The following is a 21,649-nucleotide window of genomic DNA, read 5'->3' as shown; positions in this document are numbered from 1 at the left end:
AGAATTCCCTATGTAAATATTGAAAAGAAATTACAAAAAATGCTTTTTCCGGATCCAAAAAGGGAGTAGAGTTATTCGCGTAGGGTACAGAGGTAAGATGTTCTATCTTTCAGACCTTTTACTTCACGTAATCGGATTTGGCTGAATATTTAGCCGCCCCAGTCAGTAATGACTGGGGCGTTTTTTATTGTGCAAAATAAAGGAAAACGCGGCGGGTGCCGCGTGGATGGAAGGAATTACTCCTTGCTTTCTTCAACCGGCGGCAGCGAGCTAAACCAGGTATCCAGCTTTTCACGCAATTTATCCACGCCCTGTTTTTTCAGTGAAGAGAACGCTTCAACCTGAACATCTCCCTGGAAAGCGAGCACTGCTTCACGCACCATATTGAGCTGCGCTTTGCGCGCGCCGCTGGCAAGTTTGTCCGCTTTAGTGAGCAGCACCAGCACCTGGAGATTGCTATCTACGGCCCACTGGATCATCTGCTGATCAAGATCTTTTAACGGATGGCGAATATCCATTAACACCACCAGACCCTGCAAGCACTGGCGTTTTTCCAGATACTCTCCGAGTGCGCGCTGCCATTTGATTTTCATCTCTTCCGGCACTTCTGCATAGCCATACCCCGGCAGGTCGACCAGGCGTTTGCCATCGGCGACCTCAAACAGGTTGATAAGCTGCGTACGGCCAGGCGTCTTTGACGTGCGAGCCAGGTTTCTCTGGTTTGTCAGCGTGTTAAGCGCACTCGATTTTCCTGCGTTGGAGCGGCCAGCAAAAGCCACTTCGATGCCGGTGTCGGCGGGTAAGTGGCGAATATCAGGCGCACTGGTAACAAAGTGCGTCTGTTGGTAATTCCAGTTAGTCAAAATGGTCGTCTCCATCAGAAAGCATGCGGCGATTATACCTGAACTACCGCAAAAGGCTGTTTTTCTCGTCAGAAACTCACTTGTGAGTCCTTGTCTCAAACGTTGTAAGAAATTGGCTATTCCTGCTATGCGAAATTTCAGAGAAGTTGCAGGCAACCGAAACCGGTAAACTATGTTAAATCAACGAGTTGGTTTTAAAGAATTTTCCTAATTTATCGGATCGAGGCATCTAACTGCTTGTCAGTTTCGCTCAGAAGGGTAAAGTAACTCGCAGGCCAGGAGGCTATAGAAGGAAGGATGACTCAAGGAGTGAGGGGTCAGGAGCGCCAGGAGGCGAAGACAGGACAAAACGTCTGGAGACGTTTACAAGGAAAAAGGAACCCCAACAGGGAATGTTCGACGCTAACGGAAAAACAGGGCTGGTTGATAGCGCACACGGAATGTAGAACCCATTATGGGTTAAGGGTCAAGAAAAAAGGCGACAGTTTGCACTGTCGCCTTTTTTCTTTGCTTGCTTTCTGCTAGATTCCGCCGCAATTCTATACTGAAGAAAACGACTTAAGACGACCATCATGAAAAAACCGTCCGCCCAACCACGCAGCAAAGTACGCCGTAAAACACGTGAAGAATTAAATCAGGAAGGCCGCGATCGCAAACGTGACAAAAAGCATCGCGGTAATGCTTCCGGCAGCCGCGCGAACGGTGGTGCTGAGTCTTCCGGCTCCGGCAAGGGTAAACCGCAAAAAGATCCGCGCATTGGCAGCAAAAAACCGATCCCACTGGGCGTTACCGAACCCCAGGTTAAAAAGCACCACAAACCTAAGAGCGAGAAACCTATGCTTTCACCGCAGGATGAGTTGGAGATGCTGGAAACGGATGAGCGCCTGGATGCGCTACTGGAACGTCTGGAAGAGGGCGAAACCCTGAGCGCTGAAGACCAGGCGTGGGTGGATGCCAAACTGGATCGTATTGATGAGTTGATGCAGAAACTGGGCCTCTCTTACGATGATGATGAAGATGAGGAAGAAGAAGAGCGCAAGGAAGATATGATGCGTCTGCTGAAAGGCGGCAATTAATCCTTTTCTATGGGCCTTCCCGTCCTGCTTATAACCCTTCCGGTTATATGTTATCTGGTGTGGTTATTCGTTAAACTACAGCGGTTGTCGCGGCGCAAAGTGTGGCTGCGCAACCGGCTTATGACCCGCAACGAGGTCAGGCCGGGCCGCCGGACCCGCCAGCGGCGTCATCGGAAGGAGTAAGCAATGTCAGAGCATGTGATCGACTGGGACCTGGCCCTCATCCAGAAATATAACTATTCCGGGCCGCGTTACACTTCATACCCTACCGCGCTGGAGTTTTCCGACGCTTACGGCGAAGAGGATTTTCAGCGTGCTGTTGCGCGTTATCCGGAACGTCCGCTATCGCTGTACGTTCATATCCCGTTTTGTCACAAGCTGTGCTATTTCTGCGGCTGCAATAAGATTGTTACCCGGCAGCAGCATAAAGCCGATCAATACCTGGATGCGCTGGAACACGAGATCGTTCATCGTGCGCCGCTGTTTAAAGGCCGCCACGTCAGCCAGTTGCACTGGGGCGGCGGTACGCCAACTTACCTGAATAAAGCGCAAATTACCCGCCTGATGGGGCTCCTGCGAGGGCATTTTGCTTTTAACGATGACGCGGAAATCTCGATCGAAGTGGATCCCCGTGAAATTGAGTTGGATGTTCTCGATCATCTGCGCAGCGAAGGCTTTAATCGCCTGAGCATGGGGGTGCAGGACTTTAATAAAGAAGTTCAGCGTCTGGTTAACCGCGAGCAGGATGAAGATTTTATCTTCGCGCTGCTTAATCATGCCCGGAAAATCGGTTTTACTTCGACCAATATCGATCTGATTTATGGACTGCCAAAACAGACGCCGGAAAGCTTTGCCTTTACGCTACAACGCGTGGCGGCGCTGAGCCCGGATCGTCTCAGCGTGTTCAACTATGCGCATTTGCCGACGCTGTTCGCCGCGCAACGCAAAATCAAAGATGCCGATTTGCCTTCCGCACAACAGAAGCTGGATATTTTGCAGCAAACCATCACCTCGCTCACCACATCGGGTTATCAGTTTATCGGTATGGATCATTTTGCCCGCCCGGATGACGAGCTGGCCGTGGCACAGCGTAACGGAGTGTTGCACCGTAATTTCCAGGGTTACACCACCCAGGGTGATAGCGATCTGCTGGGACTGGGCGTTTCTGCCATCAGCATGATTGGCGACAGCTACGCGCAAAACCAGAAAGAGCTGAAACATTATTATCAGCAAGTAGACGAACGCGGTAACGCGCTATGGCGGGGGATTGCGCTGACCCGTGATGACTGTATTCGCCGTGACGTGATCAAAATGCTGATCTGCAATTTCCGTCTGGCGTTCGGTGCGGTGGAAAACGTCTGGGGTATCGATTTTCGCGACTATTTTGCCGAGGACTTGCGCTTGTTAGCGCCGCTGGCGGACGACGGGCTGGTGGTGGTTGATGACGCAGGGTTACAGGTCACGGCGAAAGGGCGTTTGCTGATCCGCAATATTTGCATGTGCTTCGACGCCTATCTGCGCCAGAAAGCGCGGTTGCAGCAATTCTCTCGGGTGATTTAGCGAGCGTGCTATCAGGCCTACAACATGGTGCGTAGGCCTGATAAGCGCAGTGCCGTCAGTAAGGTTAGCTAAACAGCCCAACCAACGCGGCGCAAAGCACAGCCGCGATGGCTGTTTGCGGTGTATGGCTTGCAGACGCGCCAGCTTCGACGCCTGTCGTAACCATATTGATGAATGATTCCAGCATGATGAACTCCCCCGTGAACGGGCAAGATCATACTTAACTGCGAGTAACAGTAAAGTGTGAAATTGCAGCAATTTGCACTGGCAATTCAATCTTTACATTTCTACTGCCGTCTACTCCATTCCCAGCTCTTTCAGCTTACGCGTCAGGGTATTGCGGCCCCAGCCGAGCAAGCGCGCCGCTTCCTGTTTATGCCCTTGTGTATGCCGCAGTGCGGTGGTCAGCAGCGTCCGCTCCATCTCTGGTTGCGCTTCAGAGAGCAGATTTTGATGACCGGAACGCAACGCGCGATCCGCCCATTGCGCCAGCAGGGTCGCCCAGCTGTCCGGCAGACTCTGTGATGGATTATCCGGCGCGGTCGTTTCGAAAAGCTCAGCAGGGAGATCCTGAATCAGGACTTCCTGACCTGCAGCCATTACCGTCAGCCAGCGGCAGGTATTTTCGAGCTGACGCACGTTCCCGCCCCAGGGCAGACGCGTTAACGCCGCTTCTGTTTCAGGGTGGAGTTGCTTGGTTTCCACCCCCAGCTCACGGGCTGCAACCTGCAAAAAGTGCCGCGCAAGGCGAGGGATATCTTCCCGACGTTCGCGCAGCGGTGGCAGGTGCACGCGAATAACGTTCAGACGATGGAATAAGTCCTCACGGAATTTCCCTTCCTGAACCCGCAGCTCAAGGTTCTGGTGCGTGGCTGCGATAATGCGTACATCGACTTTTACCGGTGCGTAACCGCCCACGCGATAGAACTGGCCATCAGCCAGTACACGCAGCAAACGGGTCTGCACATCCAACGGCATATCGCCGATTTCGTCGAGAAACAGCGTCCCCCCGTCGGCCTGTTCAAAACGGCCCTGACGCACAGTATTCGCGCCGGTAAAGGCCCCTTTCTCGTGACCAAACAGTTCAGACTCGATCAAATCTTTTGGGATGGCGGCCATATTTAGCGCAATAAACGGCGCCTTAACCCGTGGGCTATGGCGATGCAGCGCATGTGCGACCAGCTCTTTACCAGTACCGGATTCACCATTAATCAGCACGCTGATGGACGAGCGCGACAGGCGACCTATAATGCGGAACACATCCTGCATTGCCGGGGCTTCGCCGATGATGTCAGTTGTCGGGCCGCTGGCCTGTACATTACGCGGTTGCTGCTGTTCCTGATAATGGCTGATTGCACGCTCGACCAGCGCAACCGCTTCATCAATATCAAATGGCTTGGGCAGATAATCAAACGCCCCTTGTTGATAGGCGCTAACGGCGGCATCCAGATCGGAATGTGCGGTCATAATGATGACCGGAAGCATCGGATGGCGCTGTTTTATCTGTTTCAGTAACGCAAGTCCATCCATCCCTGGCATACGAATATCCGAAAGCAGTACATCAGGGGTTTTGGTGGTTAGCGCATCTAGCACTTCATTGGCACTTTCAAATGTTGTACAACTCAAGCCTGCCCCGGTGAGCGCGCGTTCAAGCACCCAACGGATGGAGCTATCGTCATCAACGATCCAGACTATCCCTCGTTGCATAAACACCTCTACTTCCGAATAGGCAGGTAAACCGAAAATTCGGTATGTCCTGGCCAACTGGTAAATTCAATTTTGCCAGAATGTTGATCGATCAAATTGCGTGCGATAGATAACCCAAGCCCGGTGCCGCCTTCACGCCCGCTCACCATTGGATAGAACAGGGTATCCTGGAGATGCGAAGGAATACCCGGACCGTTATCTTCCACATCTATTCTCGCCGCCAGGCGATAGCGCACACCGTGCAGCGTTAGCTGGAAAGCGGTGCGGGTACGTAAAATGATCTCGCCGCCTTCCGGTCCCAGCGCTTGCAACGCATTGCGGACAATATTCAGTAAAACTTGCTCGATTTGGTCGGGATCGTGAGCCAGTTCCGGCAGGCTGGGATCGTAATCGCGGACCAGCGTGACGTTATCCGGCAACTCCATCGACACTAAATTCACCACACGTTCGGCAACCTTATGAATGCTTTCGGTCACATGCATTCCAGGCTGCTGCGGGCCAAGCAGACGATCCACCAGGTTGCGCAGGCGGTCGGCCTGCTCAATGATCACTTTGGTATATTCCAGCAATGCCGGGTCGGGCAGTGCTTTACTCAGCAACTGCGCGGCGCCACGTAGTCCACCCAGTGGGTTTTTGATTTCATGGGCCAGTCCACGCACCAGGTCGCGCGCGGCGACTTGTTGGGCGTGCTGGAGCTGCTCCTGACTCAGACGTCGCTGGTTATCCATTGGCGCCATTTCCAGCAGGATCAAACCCTCCGGCAAACGTTGCGCCGTCAGTGAAAGTATGTGTGAACGCCCGTCAATGACGAGTGTTACTTCGTTATCGGTAAACCCCTGTCCGGCGTGCAGACTTTCCCGCATCAGATCGATGTTCAGTGAAAAGTAGCTCAGTAATTCAGGTAGAGGTGTGCCAAATAACTTACGTGAACTCTGCGCCAGTAATTGTTGCGCAGCCGGATTCGCGTAATGCACTGCCAGTTCATCATCAACCAGCAAGATGCTGTTGATTAAAGAATTGAGGATCTGCCCAGCATCGGGCAGCACGCCACTTGCCATTCAGCAGTCTCCCGGAAAGTTGCACTAATTTAGTGCAGTATAGCTTTTTATCGGTAAAAAGCGCGATAGATCAGGTTGTTGGTGGAGAAAAAAGCCCATCCTGGGATGGGCTAAAAAGTTCCACGGCAACAAATCCTCTGGCGTCTTTCTCGCCGTAACTGCGTTGGCTGCCTTCGCTCACCCCGGTCACATAGTTATCTATGCTCCCGAGGATTCGCTCAGTTGCCGCCTTACTACGACAAGAAGTCCGCTGAGTATTAAATTTATTAAACGCTGTAGTACAGTTCGAACTCTACCGGGTGCGGCGTCATGCGAACGCGGTCGTTTTCTTCGGTACGCAGAGCGATGTAAGCATCGATCGCGTCGTCAGTGAACACGCCGCCAGCAGTCAGGAACTCGCGGTCAGCGCTCAGTGCGTTGAGTGCTTCTTCCAGAGAGCCTGCAACCTGCGGGATTTCTTTCGCTTCTTCAGCCGGCAGATCGTACAGGTTTTTGTCCATGGCTTCGCCCGGATGGATTTTGTTTTTAATCCCATCCAGACCCGCCATCAGCAGTGCTGCGAAGCACAGGTACGGGTTCGCTGCCGGATCCGGGAAACGCACTTCAATGCGACGTGCTTTCGGGGAAGCAACCACCGGGATACGGATAGAAGCAGAACGGTTACGGGCAGAGTAAGCCAGCATTACCGGCGCTTCGTAACCCGGGACCAGACGTTTGTAGGAGTTGGTGGTTGGGTTAGACAGGGCGTTGATGGCTTTCGCGTGTTTGATTACGCCGCCAATGTAGTACAGCGCTGTTTCAGACAGGCCTGCATATTTGTCGCCAGAGAACAGGTTAGTACCGTTCTTGGACAGGGACATATGGCAGTGCATGCCGGAGCCGTTATCACCGAACATCGGTTTCGGCATAAAGGTTGCGGTTTTACCGAAACGGTGCGCAACGTTGTGCACAACGTATTTGTAGATCTGAATTTCGTCCGCTTTTTTGGTCATGGTGTTGAAGCGGGTTGCCACTTCGTTCTGACCTGCTGTTGCCACTTCGTGGTGGTGAGCTTCAACAACCAGGCCCATTTCTTCCATCACCAGACACATGGTGGAACGCAGGTCCTGAGCAGAGTCAACCGGTGGAACCGGGAAATAACCGCCTTTCACTGCCGGACGGTGACCTTTGTTACCACCTTCGTATTTGGTAGAGGAGTTCCATGCGCCTTCGATATCGTCGATAGCGACGCTGGAGCCAGAAATTGAGCTGCCGAAGCGAACGTCGTCAAACAGGAAGAATTCCGGCTCTGGCCCGAACAGAACGGTGTCTGCAATGCCGGTAGCGCGCAGGTACTCTTCAGCACGTTTTGCGATGGAGCGCGGGTCACGGTCGTAACCCTGCATGGTGCCAGGTTCCAGAATATCGCAACGGATGATCAGTGTAGGTTCTTCGTAGAACGGGTCAATGACAGCGGTAGTCGCGTCCGGCATCAGCACCATGTCGGATTCGTTGATGCCTTTCCAGCCACCAATCGAAGAACCATCAAACATTTTACCTTCTTCGAAGAAGTCGGCATTGACCTGATGGGCTGGGATAGTGACGTGCTGTTCTTTACCTTTGGTATCTGTGAAGCGCAGATCAACAAACTTCACTTCGTGCTCATTCAGCATCGTCAAAACGTGTTCAGCGGACATACTTAAACTCTCCCGGATTTGTCATTGTCGTCGTGGTAACGAGGTCTTCAAATACTACGTAAACCTGGCGTTGTTGCCGTAAAATAGTTAAAGCGAAATCTATGCCAACTTTTAAATGCCCCTAAAAAGGCGTTATCATGCACGGTATCGTGCAAAAGGGCTGCACCATGATGGTTAAGCTGCACCAATATAGTGCTTCTATGTGAATATTGGGCACTATATTGGTGCAATTTTCGTTAAATGCCCCTTTTAACGCTCCGTGAAAGCGATCACAAAGCAACTCTGCAATACTTGTTTGCGGAGGATGTTTGTGATCCTGTTTAGTCCTTCGATTAATACGTGTACAATAACGCGCTATTTCTAATGCCTGAGGCAAAGTTGTGATCGAAAATCTGCGTAACATCGCCATCATTGCTCACGTTGACCACGGTAAAACGACCCTGGTTGACAAGCTGCTGCAGCAATCCGGTACGTTCGACGAACGTGCTGAAACACAAGAGCGTGTGATGGACTCCAACGATTTGGAGAAAGAGCGTGGGATTACTATCCTCGCGAAAAACACCGCTATCAAATGGAATGATTACCGTATCAACATCGTTGATACCCCAGGGCACGCCGACTTCGGTGGTGAAGTTGAGCGTGTTATGTCCATGGTTGATTCCGTGCTGCTGGTGGTTGACGCATTTGACGGCCCGATGCCGCAAACGCGCTTCGTGACCAAAAAAGCATTTGCCCATGGCCTGAAACCGATTGTGGTAATCAACAAAGTTGACCGCCCTGGCGCGCGTCCTGACTGGGTTGTTGACCAGGTCTTTGACCTGTTCGTTAACCTGGATGCGACCGACGAGCAGCTGGACTTCCCGATCGTTTACGCTTCTGCGCTGAACGGTATCGCGGGCATGGACCACGAAGACATGGCTGAAGACATGACCCCGCTGTACCAGGCGATTGTTGACCATGTACCGGCGCCGAACGTTGATCTGGACGGCACCCTGCAGATGCAAATCTCTCAGCTGGATTACAACAACTACGTTGGTGTAATCGGCATTGGTCGTATCAAGCGCGGTAAAGTGAAACCGAACCAGCAGGTCACTATCATTGATAGCGAAGGCAAAACCCGTAACGGTAAAGTCGGTAAAGTCCTGACTCACCTGGGGCTGGAGCGTATTGATAGCGAAGTCGCAGAAGCGGGCGATATCATTGCGATCACCGGTCTGGGCGAGCTGAACATCTCTGACACCATCTGCGATCCGCAAAATGTAGAAGCGCTGCCGGCACTGTCTGTTGATGAACCGACTGTGACCATGTTCTTCAACGTCAACACCTCTCCGTTCTGTGGTAAAGAAGGTAAGTACGTGACTTCACGTCAGATCCTCGACCGTCTGAACAAAGAGCTGGTGCACAACGTTGCGCTGCGTGTGGAAGAAACCGAAGATGCGGATGCGTTCCGTGTATCCGGCCGTGGTGAGCTGCACCTGTCCGTGCTTATCGAGAACATGCGTCGTGAAGGTTTCGAAATGGCGGTTTCCCGTCCGAAAGTTATCTTCCGTGAAATCGATGGCCGTAAACAAGAGCCGTTCGAAAACGTTACGCTGGACGTTGAAGAGCAACACCAGGGTTCTGTGATGCAGGCGCTCGGTGAGCGTAAAGGCGACCTGAAAAACATGAATCCGGACGGTAAAGGTCGCGTACGTCTCGACTACGTGATCCCAAGCCGTGGTCTGATTGGCTTCCGTTCTGAGTTCATGACCATGACTTCCGGTACTGGTCTGCTGTATTCCACCTTCAGCCATTACGATGACGTTCGTCCGGGTGAAGTGGGTCAGCGTAACAACGGCGTACTGATCTCCAATGGTCAGGGTAAAGCGGTTGCGTTTGCTCTGTTCGGTCTGCAGGATCGCGGTAAGCTGTTCCTGGGCCACGGTGCTGAAGTTTACGAAGGCCAGATTATCGGTATTCACAGTCGTTCTAACGACCTGACCGTTAACTGCCTGACCGGTAAAAAACTGACCAACATGCGTGCGTCAGGTACTGACGAAGCAACGGTTCTGGTTCCGCCGGTTAAGATGACCCTTGAGCAGGCGCTGGAGTTTATTGACGACGACGAACTGGTAGAGGTAACGCCGCAGTCTATTCGTATCCGTAAACGCTACCTGACTGAGAACGACCGTAAACGCGCCATGCGCGGTGCGAAAGAAGAGTAATACTTCTTCTTGCCAGTAATGAAAAAGCCGCTGAATCAGCGGCTTTTTTTATGGCGGTATGTTTGTCAGAAGCTGTATTTCACGCCCAGCATACCTTGTGTGTCACTGTAGCCTTTGGTCCCTACCTGCTGAGCAACGTTGCCCCACAGTGTCAGGTTTGGTGTAACCCGGCCTTCCACGCCTGCTTTCAGTTCAGCGATATTATTCGTACCGCTCATGCTGTTGCTTACATCATCCATTTTCACTCGTGTGGTCTGCGTGTTGTGGATCCAGTTAGCTTCAACAAATGGCTGCAACTGGCGGTCTTTACCTGCGTCAACCGGGTTACGATCGCTGAGGTAGGCTTTCACGCCAAGGCGGGTCATCAGATTGCCACTGCTTTCGTCTTTCACTTGTGTGCCGTTCTGCTCGCGATGAGCATCGGCTTTAACCCCCATCCAGACCAGCTGGGCTTTGGGTTGGATCCAGAAACTGCGCTGTTCATTTTCGCCGACTTTAACGCTGTAACCTGCTTCAACCGACGCGGTGATGCCCTTGGACTTATATTTTTCCGTCGCTTGTTCCTGGCCTGTTACGTCGTTATCAAACCAGTTGTAGAGTGCCCAGCTATCAACATAGGCACCTGTTTTGTCCGCTTCATTTGCATACCAGGTACCGTACAACCCTACGCTGTAACCCGAGGTTTTCCCGCTGGAGTGGTAGCCGGTAAGGTTCGATTTTGTGGTGTTATTACTGTTGGCATAGCCCGCCATTGCACCCACATGCCAGCGGTCAAGACCGTCAGTACTCCACTGCGCCAGATCGCCCCCCAGTTGCATAACATAGCGGTTGCCGCTGGTTTTTAACTGACCACTGCCGTCTTTGAAACGGGTATGACCACCAACATTACGCAGCCACAGACTGGTGACTTTCTTCTCGCCAGTGAGAATATCGGTGTACTGTGTTTCACCCAGGCGATCATGCAGACGAGTCATGAACAGTGTATTTGCCGCATAGTTGTTGGCCAGATAACTACCAAATTCAGGGCGATACTGATGCTCACCAGCCGGTGAAACCGGGTCAATCGACGGTGGTGCAATAGGGCGCCCGGGGTCGACCGGATCAGGCTCTGGTTCCACATCTTCGACCTTGCTGGTCAGGTACCAGTTGTTGGCTTTCTGCACCACGTTATAGTCGTAGCCCCCGGCGACGATACGGCCTGCTTTTTCAAAGGTACCGGCGGAGTTTCCCTCGACTTCGATAATTTCGATACCTTCAACCGTTTGTGCCCCTGTCCCGCCAATGTTATTAATGGCGACAAAGGTGTTACCAGCGGTATTCCCTTTGACAATCATTTTGTCTGTTTCAGAGGCGTCATCAGCCAGCACGGTATTAAAGGCGAGCGTACCACCGTTACCGGTGTAATCACCGTTCACCGTCAGCGTCTTCCATAACCCGTCGTTATCATGCAGAACATTCACCACCGCACCTGAATCCAGTGTCAGATTGGTCAGTGTCGAGCTGTCGGTCATATTCCAGACGGCATTGCTCATGGTGAGCGCTGTTGTTGCTGCACCGGTAATATAGGATGCGCCATCCCATAATGAATTGTCTCGCATGGAAAGCAGAATGGCGCTGTTATCGCCGGATGAGGAAATATCGCCATCAATGGTGAATCTTCCGCCGGTTGAAGCATCGATCACCCCACCGCTGACGGTCGACATTGCATAGTTATTGCTGGCTTTGTCTCCGGCCATGGTAATGGTTGCACCGCCTGCCAGATTGATTTTCCCCTTCGACAACGCATGCAAACCGGAGGATGCGGTGCCGCTGTTATTATTAATGGTGACGGATGCGTTATCGCCGAGATTGACGATTGAATTGGTGGCGTACACCCCATAAGCGTCAACACCGTTGGTTGTTATGGAAGCGCCTTCCGCTAAATTGACGATTGAATTGATGGCGTACACCCCATAAGCGCCAAAACCGTTGGTTGTTATGGAAGCGCCTTCCGCTAAAGAGATCGTTGAAGAGACGTTGGCATAAATCGCGTTTGCGCCATCCAGATTGGTGGTGATATCGGCATTTTTGCCCAATTCAATCTTCGATGAGGCTCCTGCGTAAGCGCCATAAGCCAATTTACCGTACGTTTCAATTACTGCATCCTGTCCGAGGCGTATATAAGAACCGCTTTGGTATGCGCGAATACCTTCTGCATAGTTGCCGCGGGTAACGATATGTGCGCGATCGCCAAGGATAATATTATTTTTTGCCGCGGTGGCGTCCTTGATGGCATAAGCGGTAACGCCGCGCCCGGTGTTACCGGTGGTTTCAATATACGCATCGTTGCCAATGTAGATGTTAGCGGAACCAAGATAACCCTGACTAAAAGAGCTGTAACCTGCATTAATCCCGTCGCCACTGTCTCCGTTAACGTAAATTTTGGTGCGATCGCCCGTTATTACAAATACCGGATTATCAGGTGTATTGGTACCGTGTGTACGGATCCCATCAACGTCTTTACCGTTATTTGCCGCAACTTTGGATTGCGTATAAATCGTTAAGTCATCGCCAAATATGACGCCCGGGCTGCCAGTCGCCGAGTTCTGAATAACAGTCACGGTATGTTCAAATGCTTCGGCACCGGGGCCATTCAGCGTAATACCGTTACCATAAATTGGGATGCTGCCAGTGTTCCATTGATATACATAGTTAGGATCGCTGGTGTTTTTACTGTAATTTGCACTTGCGCCGGATGGAATAAGCGCCTGGATCTCAGCTGGTAAATCAGACACCAGTCCTGTTGCAGGCAAGTCATTGAAATTTAAATACGCTGCGTGGACTGGAATGAATATTGATGCCAGAGCCGCAGAAATAGCGATTGCTATCGGCGAATATTTTGTTGAATGTGACATATTTACCTCCCCGCAGGGAATAAGACACCCACCGCATTTGTATTGATATGTGGGTTTTTAAATTAAATATATAAATTTTGTGGCTGGTTCAGGATATAAGCTTTTGAATCGTCTTAAACCTCAATCTCTAATCACAAGATGTATCTACTCACGTCAAAATTTTCATCTGTTCAGTTAATACTTGCTCCTTTTCACGTTATGTGTTTTTCTGAAGCAAATATAAATTCAAATGATGTTATCTTTTAATCAATTAGTCTTATTAAATATTTTTAATTTTCATCTAAGAAATTAATTTTTAACTCTTTGTATTTTATGGGTTTTGGTGAGTTTCTTAGTTTGTTAAACCTATAGTTGTGGTGAATTATTTTTATTTTTTGCTAAAATTAATCTGCACCGTTTTAGGATAAATTGTTAAACGGTAGCCCTGCCGAGGAAAGGAAAAATTGTATCTCATTAATAATTTAGTGGAGTTTAACCCTGACAGTAAAAGCCTGACGAATCGCTTGACTGGACGAACTCTTCATTTGCAGTTACCGGCCAGCCTCTGTTTCCTCTATCTAATAACGCATCCTGGAGAAGTGATTTCTCAAAATGATTTGATGAAGGTTGGATGGGGAGACAGAAACGATGTCACTACGCCTAATGCGTTTTATCAGGCAATCCTTACTCTGCGTAATGCGCTGGAGGTAGCTGGTTTGCCTCGTGATGTGGTCAAAACCATTTCGCGACGCGGACTCACCCTTTCAAATACTGTAAGCGTTGAAGTGCTCAATACGCCACAAACCGTAGCAATACACACAGTTCCGCAACCGGTCGTGCAAATAAGCGAACCGGTACCGGTAATCAGCGCGAAAAAAAACTATCCACGTTGGCTTATCGCCAGTGTGGTGATACTGGTCCTGCTCAGCATAATAAATGGCTGGATGCTTTATAACGCCCACTTGCCAATGCCTTTTAAGGATTATCTTACTCTTAACACAACCCCATCTTCAGGCAATGACTGTCGAATATTTTACGCCGCGAATGAGCGTACTACGGAGTACTACACTAATTTACTTAATAAAAATACAGGGTTATGCGCAAATAACGATTACCTGTTTTTAACGGGTTACAGTCAGGCCGATCGTATTGTGGCGTTTGCCTGCGATAAAGATGCGCGAGTAGATAAGACGGCTTTTTGTTCCTCACATTATTTTTGGACGCGTGAGCAATGAAAAAAAATCTCAGCATGATGATACTGTCTGTTGCGCTATTAACCGCCGTCATAACCAGCGGTGTGCTCTTGTATTCTCATCTCACCGCACCGCCTTTGCAGTGCGTGGGAACAGCTGAATGGCATATCGGCCAAAACCGATTTGTTGGAACGCTCTCTTTTCGCATGAGTCATGGTAAAGGTATGGCCGTAATGACCGGTAAGCTCTTTGGCCAGCACGTTTCGGAGGTTAACCGGAGTATCTATTTCCATTACAGCCAACAACTGCGTTCGCGCGTGTTAAGCAATGATCGGATTGTGAAGACGTTCGCCGATACGGCAGATGAGGCAGATATAAAAGATACCTTGCCGGGCTTTTACCGGACGCCTGAACGATCGTTGAGCCTGATAATTGAGGAATATGAAGGGGCGTACCTTTTTTCTACCTCAAATGTGCCTTCTTTGTACTGTCGAAAAACGTAACGATGAAGATATGCTGAGTGTCCGACTATGCGCATAGTCAAAGCTGGCCTTTCCCGCTACAGTTAATTCTCCACGGCTGGCAAGGAGAGAGAAATGCTCTATATCTTTGATTTAGGTAATGTGATTGTCGATATCGACTTTAACCGGGTATTAGGTGCCTGGAGCGATTTCAGCCGCGTACCGCTGGCAACGTTAAAGCAGAGCTTTAACATGGGCGAGACGTTTCATCAGCATGAGCGTGGGGAGATCAGTGATGAGGATTTCGCCAAAGCGATGTGTGAAGAGATGGCGCTTCCTTTGAGCTACGAGCAGTTCTCTACCGGCTGGCAGGCGGTGTTTGTAGCTTTGCGCCCGGAGGTGATTGAAATCATGCATAAACTGCGCGCGCAGGGGCATCGGGTTGTGGTGCTGTCCAACACTAATCGTCTGCACACCACCTACTGGCCGGAACAATACCCGGAAATTCGTGCAGCGGCGGATCATATCTATCTCTCCCAGGATATGGGAATGCGCAAACCGGAAGCGCGTATTTACCAGCAGGTTTTGGCGCTTGAAGGTTTTTCTGCCGACGATGCCGTTTTTTTCGATGACAATAGCGACAATATTGCCGGTGCGAATCAACTCGGGATAACCAGTATTCTTGTCACCGGTAAAGCGACGATCCCCGACTATTTTGCGAAGCAGCTATGTTGAGAAATGCCCGGCATAAGGCGAAGCATCATACACGCCCGCTGTGGTCATGGTTGAAGTTGCTCTGGCAGCGAATTGATGAAGACCATATGACGACGTTGGCGGGGAATCTCGCCTATGTCTCCTTGCTCTCGCTGGTGCCTTTTATTGCTGTTGTCTTTGCGTTGTTTGCTGCATTTCCAATGTTTTCAGATGTTAGCCTTCAGCTGCGCCACTTTATCTTTGCCAATTTCATTCCTACCACCGGGGATGTGATTCAGAACTACATTGAGCAGTTTGTTGCTAACTCCAGCAAGATGACTGCTGTGGGTGCCTGTGGGCTGGTTATTACTTCGCTACTGCTGATGTACTCCATAGACAGCGCGCTGAACGCAATCTGGCGCAGTACGCGTGTGCGCCCGCATGTGTATTCGTTTGCGGTGTACTGGATGATTCTGACACTTGGGCCGCTATTGGCGGGGGCCAGCCTGGCGATCAGCTCTTATCTGTTGTCGCTGCGCTGGGCCAGTGAATTAAACAGCGTCATTGATAACGTGTTGCGCATTTTCCCGCTGGTTTTGTCGTGGCTCTCTTTTTGGCTGCTGTACAGCATTGTGCCAACCACCCGGGTACCAAATCGTGATGCGATTGTCGGGGCGTTTGTCGCGGCGGTATTGTTTGAATTGGGGAAAAAATGCTTTGCCTTGTACATTGCCATGTTTCCCTCTTACCAGCTCATTTATGGCGTGCTGGCTGTCATCCCCATTTTGTTCCTCTGGGTCTACTGGACCTGGTGTATCGTCTTGCTTGGCGCTGAAATAACTGTCACTCTCGGTGAATACCGAAAACTCAAAAAAGCAGCACAACAAGAAGAAGCAAACCAACCATGATTGCATTAATTCAACGCGTTTCCCGTGCGAGCGTTAGCGTGGCGGGTGAAGTGACGGGTGAAATCGGCCCGGGACTTTTGGTGTTGTTAGGGGTCGAAAAGGATGACGATGAACAAAAAGCGAACCGCCTGTGCGAGCGTGTGCTGGGGTATCGCATTTTTGGCGACGCAGAAGGGAAGATGAATCTCAATGTCCAGCAGGCTGGTGGAAGCGTGCTGGTGGTGTCGCAATTTACGCTGGCGGCGGAGACGGAACGCGGCATGCGGCCGGGATTTTCCAGAGGCGCAGCACCGGAAAAAGCGCAGGCGCTTTACGACTACTTTGTTGAACGTTGCCGTAGCCAGCAGATGGTAACGCAAACGGGACGATTTGCTGCGGACATGCAGGTCTCACTGGTCAATGACGGCCCCGTAACATTCTGGTTGCAAGTATGAGCCAGCTTGCGGCGTGGCCCCGGGAAACAAGAGAGAATACAGCTATGTATCACCTTCGCGTACCGCAAACAGAAGAAGAGTTAGAGAATTATTACCACTTTCGCTGGGAGATGCTGCGCAAACCGCTGCATCAGCCGAAAGGCTCTGAGCGTGATGCCTGGGATGCGATGGCGCATCATCAGATGGTTGTGGATGAAGAAGGCAACCTTGTTGCCGTCGGGCGGCTGTATATCAATGCAGATAACGAAGGTTCGATTCGCTTTATGGCGGTGCATCCATCCGTGCAGGATAAAGGGTTGGGCACATTGATGGCGATGACGCTGGAGTCGGTTGCCCGTCAGGAAGGGGTGAAGCGTGTAACCTGTAGCGCCCGTGAAGATGCGGTGGCGTTTTTCGCAAAGCTGGGTTTTGTGAATGAAGGTGAAATCACCGCGCCACAAACCACGCCGGTGCGCCATTTTCTGATGATCAAGCCCGTCGCCACCCTGGATGATATTTTGCATCGCGGCGACTGGTGTGGGCAGTTGCAACAAGCCTGGTATGAGCATATCCCGCTGAGCGAAAAGATGGGGGTGCGTATTCAGCAGTACACCGGGCAGAAATTTATCACCACTATGCCGGAAATCGGTAACCAGAACCCGCATCACACGCTGTTTGCCGGTAGTCTGTTCTCGCTGGCAACGCTAACGGGATGGGGACTTATCTGGTTGATGCTGCGTGAGCGCCACCTCGGTGGCACCATTATCCTGGCCGATGCCCACATTCGCTACAGTACGCCGATAACTGGCAAACCCAGTGCGATTGCCGATCTTGGCTCGTTAAGCGGCGATCTCGACAGGCTGGCGCGCGGCCGTAAAGCCCGTGTCCAGTTGCAGGTCGAACTGTTTGGCGACGATAAGCAGGGCGCGATTTTCGAAGGCATTTACATTGTGCTGCCTGCTAAACCTTTCGGTTCGTATATTGAAGGTGGCAACGAAGAAGAGTAAGCGCATACTGCGCCTGTGTTAACAGGCGCTTTGCCCTTTTGTCGCATTACCCGGCAAAGAAAAACCACGCGTTTTTAATACACCCATCCTGCACTTCATAAACCGCCATATTTTCAATCACAGCATCACCCATGCCGTAGATTTTTTCGTGATCGAAGACCTTATTGCCCATCACGGTGCGTGACAGTAGCTCAGCGCGTAAGGCTGGGTTGTTAAAGCGATGCTGTGCGTAAAAGTGGCGTAATGCTTCACGTCCTCGCAAAGCGGGTTCGTCTGATGGCATACGCCAGGAGGTAAAATCTTCACTAAAGCATGCGGCAAACGCGTCAATATCGTGCGCATTGTAAGCGGTAAACTGTTTTTCTACCGGGGTAACAACAGACATCTTCTTTCCTTGTGTTGTGGCGTTATGCCCGGGCGACGCGGGCGGCGACATCTCTAATGACATCTTTTGCCGCCTGGCTAATGCCTGCCAGCTGGAAGAAGCCGTGAATGACTCCCTGATAGCGTACCCCGGTGCAGGTGACACCCTGTTCCGTCATATGTTTATAAAGCGCCTCGCCTTCATCACATAACGGATCAAATTCGGCAGTGATGATATGTACCGGCGGCAGACCCTTAAAATCATCGCGCCATAAAGGACTGACATCCGCTTGCAAGCGGTCGGTGTCGCCAAGATACATGTCATAACCTGAGAGTAAGGCATCACGGGTTATCACATAATCAATGCCATTAAAGGTATAGCTATCAAAGTAGGCGGTAGCGTCCAGCATCGGATAAATAAGGATCAACTGTGCAGGCAGCCAGTTGCCCGCCGCCTTTAACCGCAAGGCCGTAACCAGCGCCAGATGCCCACCGGCACTGTCGCCAGCAAGAGTGATTTTCTCCCGGTTAATATTCAGTGCTTCGGCATTTTTCCATACAACATCAGCCCCTTTTTGCGCGTCGTCATGTGCTGCGGGCCAGGGATGCTCCGGAGCGAGGCGATACTGAACGGCAATGACCCGACAGCCGCTGTAATAAGCCAGTTGGCGAAGCTGATTATCGTGAGTGGCGAAACCGCCGCTAATAAAGCAGCCGCCGTGGTAATAAATCAGAGCTGGCAGCGATTCGCTGGCATCCAGCGGAGAAAAGACGCGTAGCGTTATGCCATCCAGCGTCGTATCTGCGACCTGTACGCGCGTTTCCGTCTCTCCGGCAAGTACTGTGCTGGCGATATAACTTGCGCGTCGTTCATCAATACTTTTTGCCCGCGCTGACGGGCGACCGGCGGCGATAAAGTCGCTCACCAGGCTGGCGATCCCCTTTTCCAGTGCCATTCCGATAACCTTTTATCTGTATAAATATCCAGTTTTATAGCCTGGTTTTAGCGAAATGGGAATGGACGGTGTTTAACAATCAGTGCCAACGGCAACGGGAAGCGAAGTACAGGAGGAGGGCGAGGCGCAGCCAACCCTTGCCCGGAGGTGGCAAGGGTTATGCTGTTTTATTCCCCTTCGCCAGGGAATAAGAACGGGTTGATGGAGCTGCGGGCAAAGCCTTCCTGCTCCATGCGAGCGTCGAGCACCAGCGAGGCCAGGTCATCTGCGACCGGCTCTACGTTTGGATCTTTTTCCTGATAGAGAATTTTCAGGTAGGTGCCGCAGTCGCCACAACTTTCCGCTTTAATTGCCGCTTGTTCGTTATCCAGCGACCAGTAGTGTAAGTCACGGGTTTGCTCGCAATTGCTGCATTTCACGCGCACCACATGCCATTCGGTTTCGCACAGGTTGCAGTGCAGGTAACGCAGACCCTGCGTCGTGCCAATGTGCACAACGCTGGAGACCGGCATTGAACCACACACCGGGCAGAACTGGCGCTGTTCGCCATATTCAGCGCGGGCTTTACCCGGAATCAACGTCGCCATTTGCGACCAATAGAGCGACAGCGCGGCCCAGATAAAGGGCGCTTTATCGCTGCTTACTGAGGCGAAGTCGGCAGCAAACAGTGCGCTGGCCATCGCTTCCAGTTCTTGTGCAGAGGCTTTTTCCAGATTCTCGATCACGGCCAGCGCCGGGCCGCTCATTTCGGGTTTGAGCTCAGCAATCAGTGAATGCAGCAGCTTGTGCCAGTGCGCATCGCGCGGCAGCACGTGAATGTCCAGCGGCGGCTTACCCTGTTCAGCGGCTTCTTTAATGCGCGCCGTCAGGTCCATCTGCAAAGGATGGTCGTACAGCACCACTTCCTGAGCATGGGCGATCAGCGCGGCGAAGCGCAGGTAATCACCCAGCGGGTTACTCTCGGCCAACTCACGCAGACGTTCTGCGCGGCGGTTATAGAGATTTTTCAGTCTGGGGAATAATAACGGCGGAATCACTTCCGCCGTGCGTTTATCGCTCTTCTCCAGCGCATCTTGCGGGATTATGCGAATACTCATTCAGTCGATTTTTCCGTTGTCTTGCGAACTTCCCGGTACCAGCGCGGGTGATGTTTCTTTGCCCATGAGCTGGTAACCCAGCCTTCCACCATTGCGGTTATCGTGCCTTTTACCCACAATGCGGCGTAAATATGCACCATAATAACCACAATTAACGCGACTGCGGCAAATGAATGCACCATCAGGGCAATTCGGATCACCGGAATCGGGAATGCTGGCGCGAAGTAAGGGCGCCAGATAACCACGCCGCTTACCAGCAGCAACACCAGGAAAATAATGGCCGCCCAGAACACACACTTCTGGCCGAAATTATAGCGCCCGGTGTCACCCACTTCCTCATTGACGACAATCTTACGAATATTCTTCGCCCAAAAGATATCATCCCTATTGATGAGGTTATGGTGCCAGTAGCGGAAAAACATGATTATAAACGATGCGAACATCACCACGCCGACGAACGGATGGAGAATGCGCGCCAGCTGCGGCGTACCGAGAATGCCCATCAACCAATTGAAGGAGGGAAAGAAAAATCCCAGCCCACTCACCGCCGCCAGCACGAAACAGAAGGCGGTGACCCAATGGTTGATACGCTCAGGTGCCGTGTAGCGCACGATGGTGTCACGTTTTTTCATTTGCGCACCTCGTCTTTCTCTTCATGCAGGTTGTCATCTTCTTCTTCTGCGCGGTTCGGACCGACACCGACATAGTGGAAGATGCTGGCAGCGAAGGTCGCCGCAAAACCGACCGCCGCAAGAGGTTTCCAGATACCTTTCCAGAACTTCACGGTAGCGCTAATTTCCGGGTTCTCTGGTAAACCGTGGTACAGATTCGGTTTGTCGGCATGATGCAGTACGTACATAACGTGTGTACCGCCCACGCCAGCCGGATCGTACAGACCTGCGTTATCGTAACCACGGGTTTTCAGTTCCGCTACGCGTTCGCCCGCCAGTGTTTTCATATCCTCTTTGGAGCCAAAGTGGATAGCGCCGGTCGGGCAGGTTTTCACGCACGCCGGCTCCTGGCCTACGGTGACACGGTCAACGCACAGCGTACATTTGTAGACGCGATTGTCTTCCGGGTTTAAACGCGGTACGTCGAACGGGCAACCGGCGATACAGTAACCGCAGCCAATGCACTGTTCAGACTGGAAGTCGACGATACCGTTGGCATACTGAATGATAGCTCCTTCCGAAGGACATGCCTTCAGGCAGCCAGGATCGGCGCAGTGCATACAGCCATCTTTGCGGATCAACCACTCCAGTTTGTCGTTCTGCTCTACTTCCGAGAAGCGCATAACGGTCCAGGATTTCGCAGTCAGATCTGCCGGGTTGTCATACACCCCGACGTTATGCCCCACTTCATCACGAATATCGTTCCACTCAGAACAGGCCACCTGGCAGGCTTTACAGCCGATGCAGGTGGTAACGTCGATAAGCTTCGCCACCTCCTGCTGGTGATCCCGCGCCTGTGGCGCGGGGGTGAAACCGTTAGTCGCGGAACGACGGATGATGTCTTGCGATTGATAAGCCATAAGTCGTCTC

21 protein-coding genes are annotated in these 21,649 nt (G+C 51.6%); 10 read left to right on the top strand and 11 right to left on the bottom strand.

Annotation, left to right across the window (positions count from 1 at the left end):
* Positions 1-97: 97 nt before the first annotated feature.
* Positions 98-145 (top strand): small protein SpfP, encoded by a 48-nt coding sequence (spfP, locus tag GA0061071_RS23850; RefSeq protein WP_071892919.1) that lies wholly within the window; start codon positions 98-100, stop codon positions 143-145.
* Between the two features lie 91 nt (positions 146-236).
* On the opposite strand, the gene yihA is transcribed toward spfP, so the two are convergent.
* Positions 237-863 carry a ribosome biogenesis GTP-binding protein YihA/YsxC gene (yihA, locus tag GA0061071_RS19510; protein WP_088237047.1) on the bottom strand — a complete coding sequence of 209 codons (627 nt, stop codon included), beginning with the start codon at positions 861-863 and terminating at the stop codon, positions 237-239.
* Between the two features lie 572 nt (positions 864-1,435).
* Here yihA and yihI point away from each other — a divergent pair.
* The gene (yihI, locus tag GA0061071_RS19500; protein WP_061499522.1) at positions 1,436-1,939 is read left to right on the top strand and encodes a Der GTPase-activating protein YihI; all 504 of its coding nucleotides are present in this window, start codon (positions 1,436-1,438) and stop codon (positions 1,937-1,939) included.
* Between the two features lie 186 nt (positions 1,940-2,125).
* Complete coding sequence (hemN, locus tag GA0061071_RS19495) at positions 2,126-3,499, top strand: oxygen-independent coproporphyrinogen III oxidase (RefSeq protein WP_061499518.1); 1,374 nt, start codon at positions 2,126-2,128, stop codon at positions 3,497-3,499.
* Positions 3,500-3,563: 64 nt separating this feature from the next.
* On the opposite strand, the gene GA0061071_RS23355 is transcribed toward hemN, so the two are convergent.
* From GA0061071_RS23355 to glnA, 4 genes are all read right to left on the bottom strand, one after another.
* Positions 3,564-3,686 carry a YshB family small membrane protein gene (locus GA0061071_RS23355; protein WP_139109680.1) on the bottom strand — a complete coding sequence of 41 codons (123 nt, stop codon included), beginning with the start codon at positions 3,684-3,686 and terminating at the stop codon, positions 3,564-3,566.
* 110 nt (positions 3,687-3,796) lie between these two features.
* Positions 3,797-5,206 (bottom strand): nitrogen regulation protein NR(I), encoded by a 1,410-nt coding sequence (glnG, locus tag GA0061071_RS19490; protein ID WP_061500261.1) that lies wholly within the window; start codon positions 5,204-5,206, stop codon positions 3,797-3,799.
* 8 nt (positions 5,207-5,214) lie between these two features.
* A complete protein-coding gene (gene glnL, locus GA0061071_RS19485) occupies positions 5,215-6,264 on the bottom strand; it encodes a nitrogen regulation protein NR(II) (protein WP_061499515.1) in 1,050 nt (349 codons plus the stop codon).
* Between the two features lie 266 nt (positions 6,265-6,530).
* The gene (gene glnA, locus GA0061071_RS19480; RefSeq protein ID WP_061499512.1) at positions 6,531-7,940 is read right to left on the bottom strand and encodes a glutamate--ammonia ligase; all 1,410 of its coding nucleotides are present in this window, start codon (positions 7,938-7,940) and stop codon (positions 6,531-6,533) included.
* Between the two features lie 380 nt (positions 7,941-8,320).
* Between glnA and typA the strand changes: the two genes are divergently transcribed.
* Complete coding sequence (gene typA / locus GA0061071_RS19470) at positions 8,321-10,144, top strand: ribosome-dependent GTPase TypA (RefSeq protein ID WP_061499509.1); 1,824 nt, start codon at positions 8,321-8,323, stop codon at positions 10,142-10,144.
* 65 nt (positions 10,145-10,209) lie between these two features.
* On the opposite strand, the gene GA0061071_RS19465 is transcribed toward typA, so the two are convergent.
* Entirely contained in the window at positions 10,210-13,038 is a 2,829-nt protein-coding gene (locus tag GA0061071_RS19465; RefSeq protein ID WP_088236982.1) for an autotransporter outer membrane beta-barrel domain-containing protein, read from the bottom strand.
* A 443-nt stretch (positions 13,039-13,481) separates the two neighbouring features.
* Here GA0061071_RS19465 and GA0061071_RS19460 point away from each other — a divergent pair, with 443 nt between their 5' ends.
* The 6 genes from GA0061071_RS19460 to fabY all read left to right on the top strand — a co-directional run bounded on the left by GA0061071_RS19460 (position 13,482) and on the right by fabY (position 17,692).
* Positions 13,482-14,252, top strand: a complete 771-nt coding sequence (locus GA0061071_RS19460; RefSeq protein WP_088236983.1) for a winged helix-turn-helix domain-containing protein — start codon at positions 13,482-13,484, stop codon at positions 14,250-14,252.
* Complete coding sequence (locus tag GA0061071_RS19455; protein ID WP_088236984.1) at positions 14,249-14,713, top strand: hypothetical protein; 465 nt, start codon at positions 14,249-14,251, stop codon at positions 14,711-14,713. The genes GA0061071_RS19460 and GA0061071_RS19455 overlap by 4 nt, the downstream gene beginning before the upstream one ends.
* 93 nt (positions 14,714-14,806) lie before the next feature.
* Positions 14,807-15,406 carry a glucose-1-phosphatase gene (gene yihX, locus GA0061071_RS19450; RefSeq protein ID WP_061499496.1) on the top strand — a complete coding sequence of 200 codons (600 nt, stop codon included), beginning with the start codon at positions 14,807-14,809 and terminating at the stop codon, positions 15,404-15,406.
* Complete coding sequence (locus tag GA0061071_RS19445) at positions 15,400-16,272, top strand: virulence factor BrkB family protein (RefSeq protein WP_061499493.1); 873 nt, start codon at positions 15,400-15,402, stop codon at positions 16,270-16,272. Before yihX ends, GA0061071_RS19445 begins: the two co-directional genes overlap by 7 nt.
* The gene (gene dtd / locus GA0061071_RS19440; protein WP_061499489.1) at positions 16,269-16,706 is read left to right on the top strand and encodes a D-aminoacyl-tRNA deacylase; all 438 of its coding nucleotides are present in this window, start codon (positions 16,269-16,271) and stop codon (positions 16,704-16,706) included. The genes GA0061071_RS19445 and dtd overlap by 4 nt, the downstream gene beginning before the upstream one ends.
* A gap of 44 nt (positions 16,707-16,750) precedes the next feature.
* Complete coding sequence (fabY, locus tag GA0061071_RS19435) at positions 16,751-17,692, top strand: fatty acid biosynthesis protein FabY (RefSeq protein WP_061499486.1); 942 nt, start codon at positions 16,751-16,753, stop codon at positions 17,690-17,692.
* A gap of 46 nt (positions 17,693-17,738) precedes the next feature.
* Here the strand turns inward: fabY and GA0061071_RS19430 are convergent, their stop codons facing one another.
* The 5 genes from GA0061071_RS19430 to fdxH form a co-directional block, all read right to left on the bottom strand.
* Complete coding sequence (locus GA0061071_RS19430; RefSeq protein ID WP_088236986.1) at positions 17,739-18,077, bottom strand: nuclear transport factor 2 family protein; 339 nt, start codon at positions 18,075-18,077, stop codon at positions 17,739-17,741.
* 22 nt (positions 18,078-18,099) lie between these two features.
* A complete protein-coding gene (locus GA0061071_RS19425) occupies positions 18,100-19,011 on the bottom strand; it encodes an alpha/beta hydrolase (protein WP_061499478.1) in 912 nt (303 codons plus the stop codon).
* A gap of 167 nt (positions 19,012-19,178) precedes the next feature.
* Positions 19,179-20,108 carry a formate dehydrogenase accessory protein FdhE gene (fdhE, locus tag GA0061071_RS19420; RefSeq protein WP_061499476.1) on the bottom strand — a complete coding sequence of 310 codons (930 nt, stop codon included), beginning with the start codon at positions 20,106-20,108 and terminating at the stop codon, positions 19,179-19,181.
* Positions 20,105-20,740, bottom strand: a complete 636-nt coding sequence (gene fdoI / locus GA0061071_RS19415; protein WP_061499470.1) for a formate dehydrogenase cytochrome b556 subunit — start codon at positions 20,738-20,740, stop codon at positions 20,105-20,107. Before fdoI ends, fdhE begins: the two co-directional genes overlap by 4 nt.
* The gene (gene fdxH, locus GA0061071_RS19410; RefSeq protein WP_061499468.1) at positions 20,737-21,639 is read right to left on the bottom strand and encodes a formate dehydrogenase subunit beta; all 903 of its coding nucleotides are present in this window, start codon (positions 21,637-21,639) and stop codon (positions 20,737-20,739) included. The genes fdoI and fdxH overlap by 4 nt, the downstream gene beginning before the upstream one ends.
* Positions 21,640-21,649: the final 10 nt, after the last annotated feature.

It is taken from the genome of Kosakonia oryzendophytica, from assembly GCF_900094925.1.
GTDB classification, from domain to species: domain Bacteria; phylum Pseudomonadota; class Gammaproteobacteria; order Enterobacterales; family Enterobacteriaceae; genus Kosakonia; species Kosakonia oryzendophytica.
This window is presented reverse-complemented; position numbering and strand designations above follow the sequence as displayed.

Bases quoted from the DNA above. Each gene is read 5' to 3' on its own strand.
- yihI (WP_061499522.1), top strand. From the start codon at position 1,436: ATGAAAAAACCGTCCGCCCAACCACGCAGCAAAGTACGCCGTAAAACA.
- hemN (WP_061499518.1), top strand. From the start codon at position 2,126: ATGTCAGAGCATGTGATCGACTGGGACCTGGCCCTCATCCAGAAATAT.
- GA0061071_RS23355 (WP_139109680.1), bottom strand. From the start codon at position 3,686: ATGCTGGAATCATTCATCAATATGGTTACGACAGGCGTCGAAGCTGGC.
- glnG (WP_061500261.1), bottom strand. From the start codon at position 5,206: ATGCAACGAGGGATAGTCTGGATCGTTGATGACGATAGCTCCATCCGT.
- glnL (WP_061499515.1), bottom strand. From the start codon at position 6,264: ATGGCAAGTGGCGTGCTGCCCGATGCTGGGCAGATCCTCAATTCTTTA.
- glnA (WP_061499512.1), bottom strand. From the start codon at position 7,940: ATGTCCGCTGAACACGTTTTGACGATGCTGAATGAGCACGAAGTGAAG.
- GA0061071_RS19465 (WP_088236982.1), bottom strand. From the start codon at position 13,038: ATGTCACATTCAACAAAATATTCGCCGATAGCAATCGCTATTTCTGCG.
- GA0061071_RS19455 (WP_088236984.1), top strand. From the start codon at position 14,249: ATGAAAAAAAATCTCAGCATGATGATACTGTCTGTTGCGCTATTAACC.
- yihX (WP_061499496.1), top strand. From the start codon at position 14,807: ATGCTCTATATCTTTGATTTAGGTAATGTGATTGTCGATATCGACTTT.
- GA0061071_RS19445 (WP_061499493.1), top strand. From the start codon at position 15,400: ATGTTGAGAAATGCCCGGCATAAGGCGAAGCATCATACACGCCCGCTG.
- dtd (WP_061499489.1), top strand. From the start codon at position 16,269: ATGATTGCATTAATTCAACGCGTTTCCCGTGCGAGCGTTAGCGTGGCG.
- fabY (WP_061499486.1), top strand. From the start codon at position 16,751: ATGTATCACCTTCGCGTACCGCAAACAGAAGAAGAGTTAGAGAATTAT.
- GA0061071_RS19430 (WP_088236986.1), bottom strand. From the start codon at position 18,077: ATGTCTGTTGTTACCCCGGTAGAAAAACAGTTTACCGCTTACAATGCG.
- GA0061071_RS19425 (WP_061499478.1), bottom strand. From the start codon at position 19,011: ATGGCACTGGAAAAGGGGATCGCCAGCCTGGTGAGCGACTTTATCGCC.
- fdhE (WP_061499476.1), bottom strand. From the start codon at position 20,108: ATGAGTATTCGCATAATCCCGCAAGATGCGCTGGAGAAGAGCGATAAA.
- fdoI (WP_061499470.1), bottom strand. From the start codon at position 20,740: ATGAAAAAACGTGACACCATCGTGCGCTACACGGCACCTGAGCGTATC.
- fdxH (WP_061499468.1), bottom strand. From the start codon at position 21,639: ATGGCTTATCAATCGCAAGACATCATCCGTCGTTCCGCGACTAACGGT.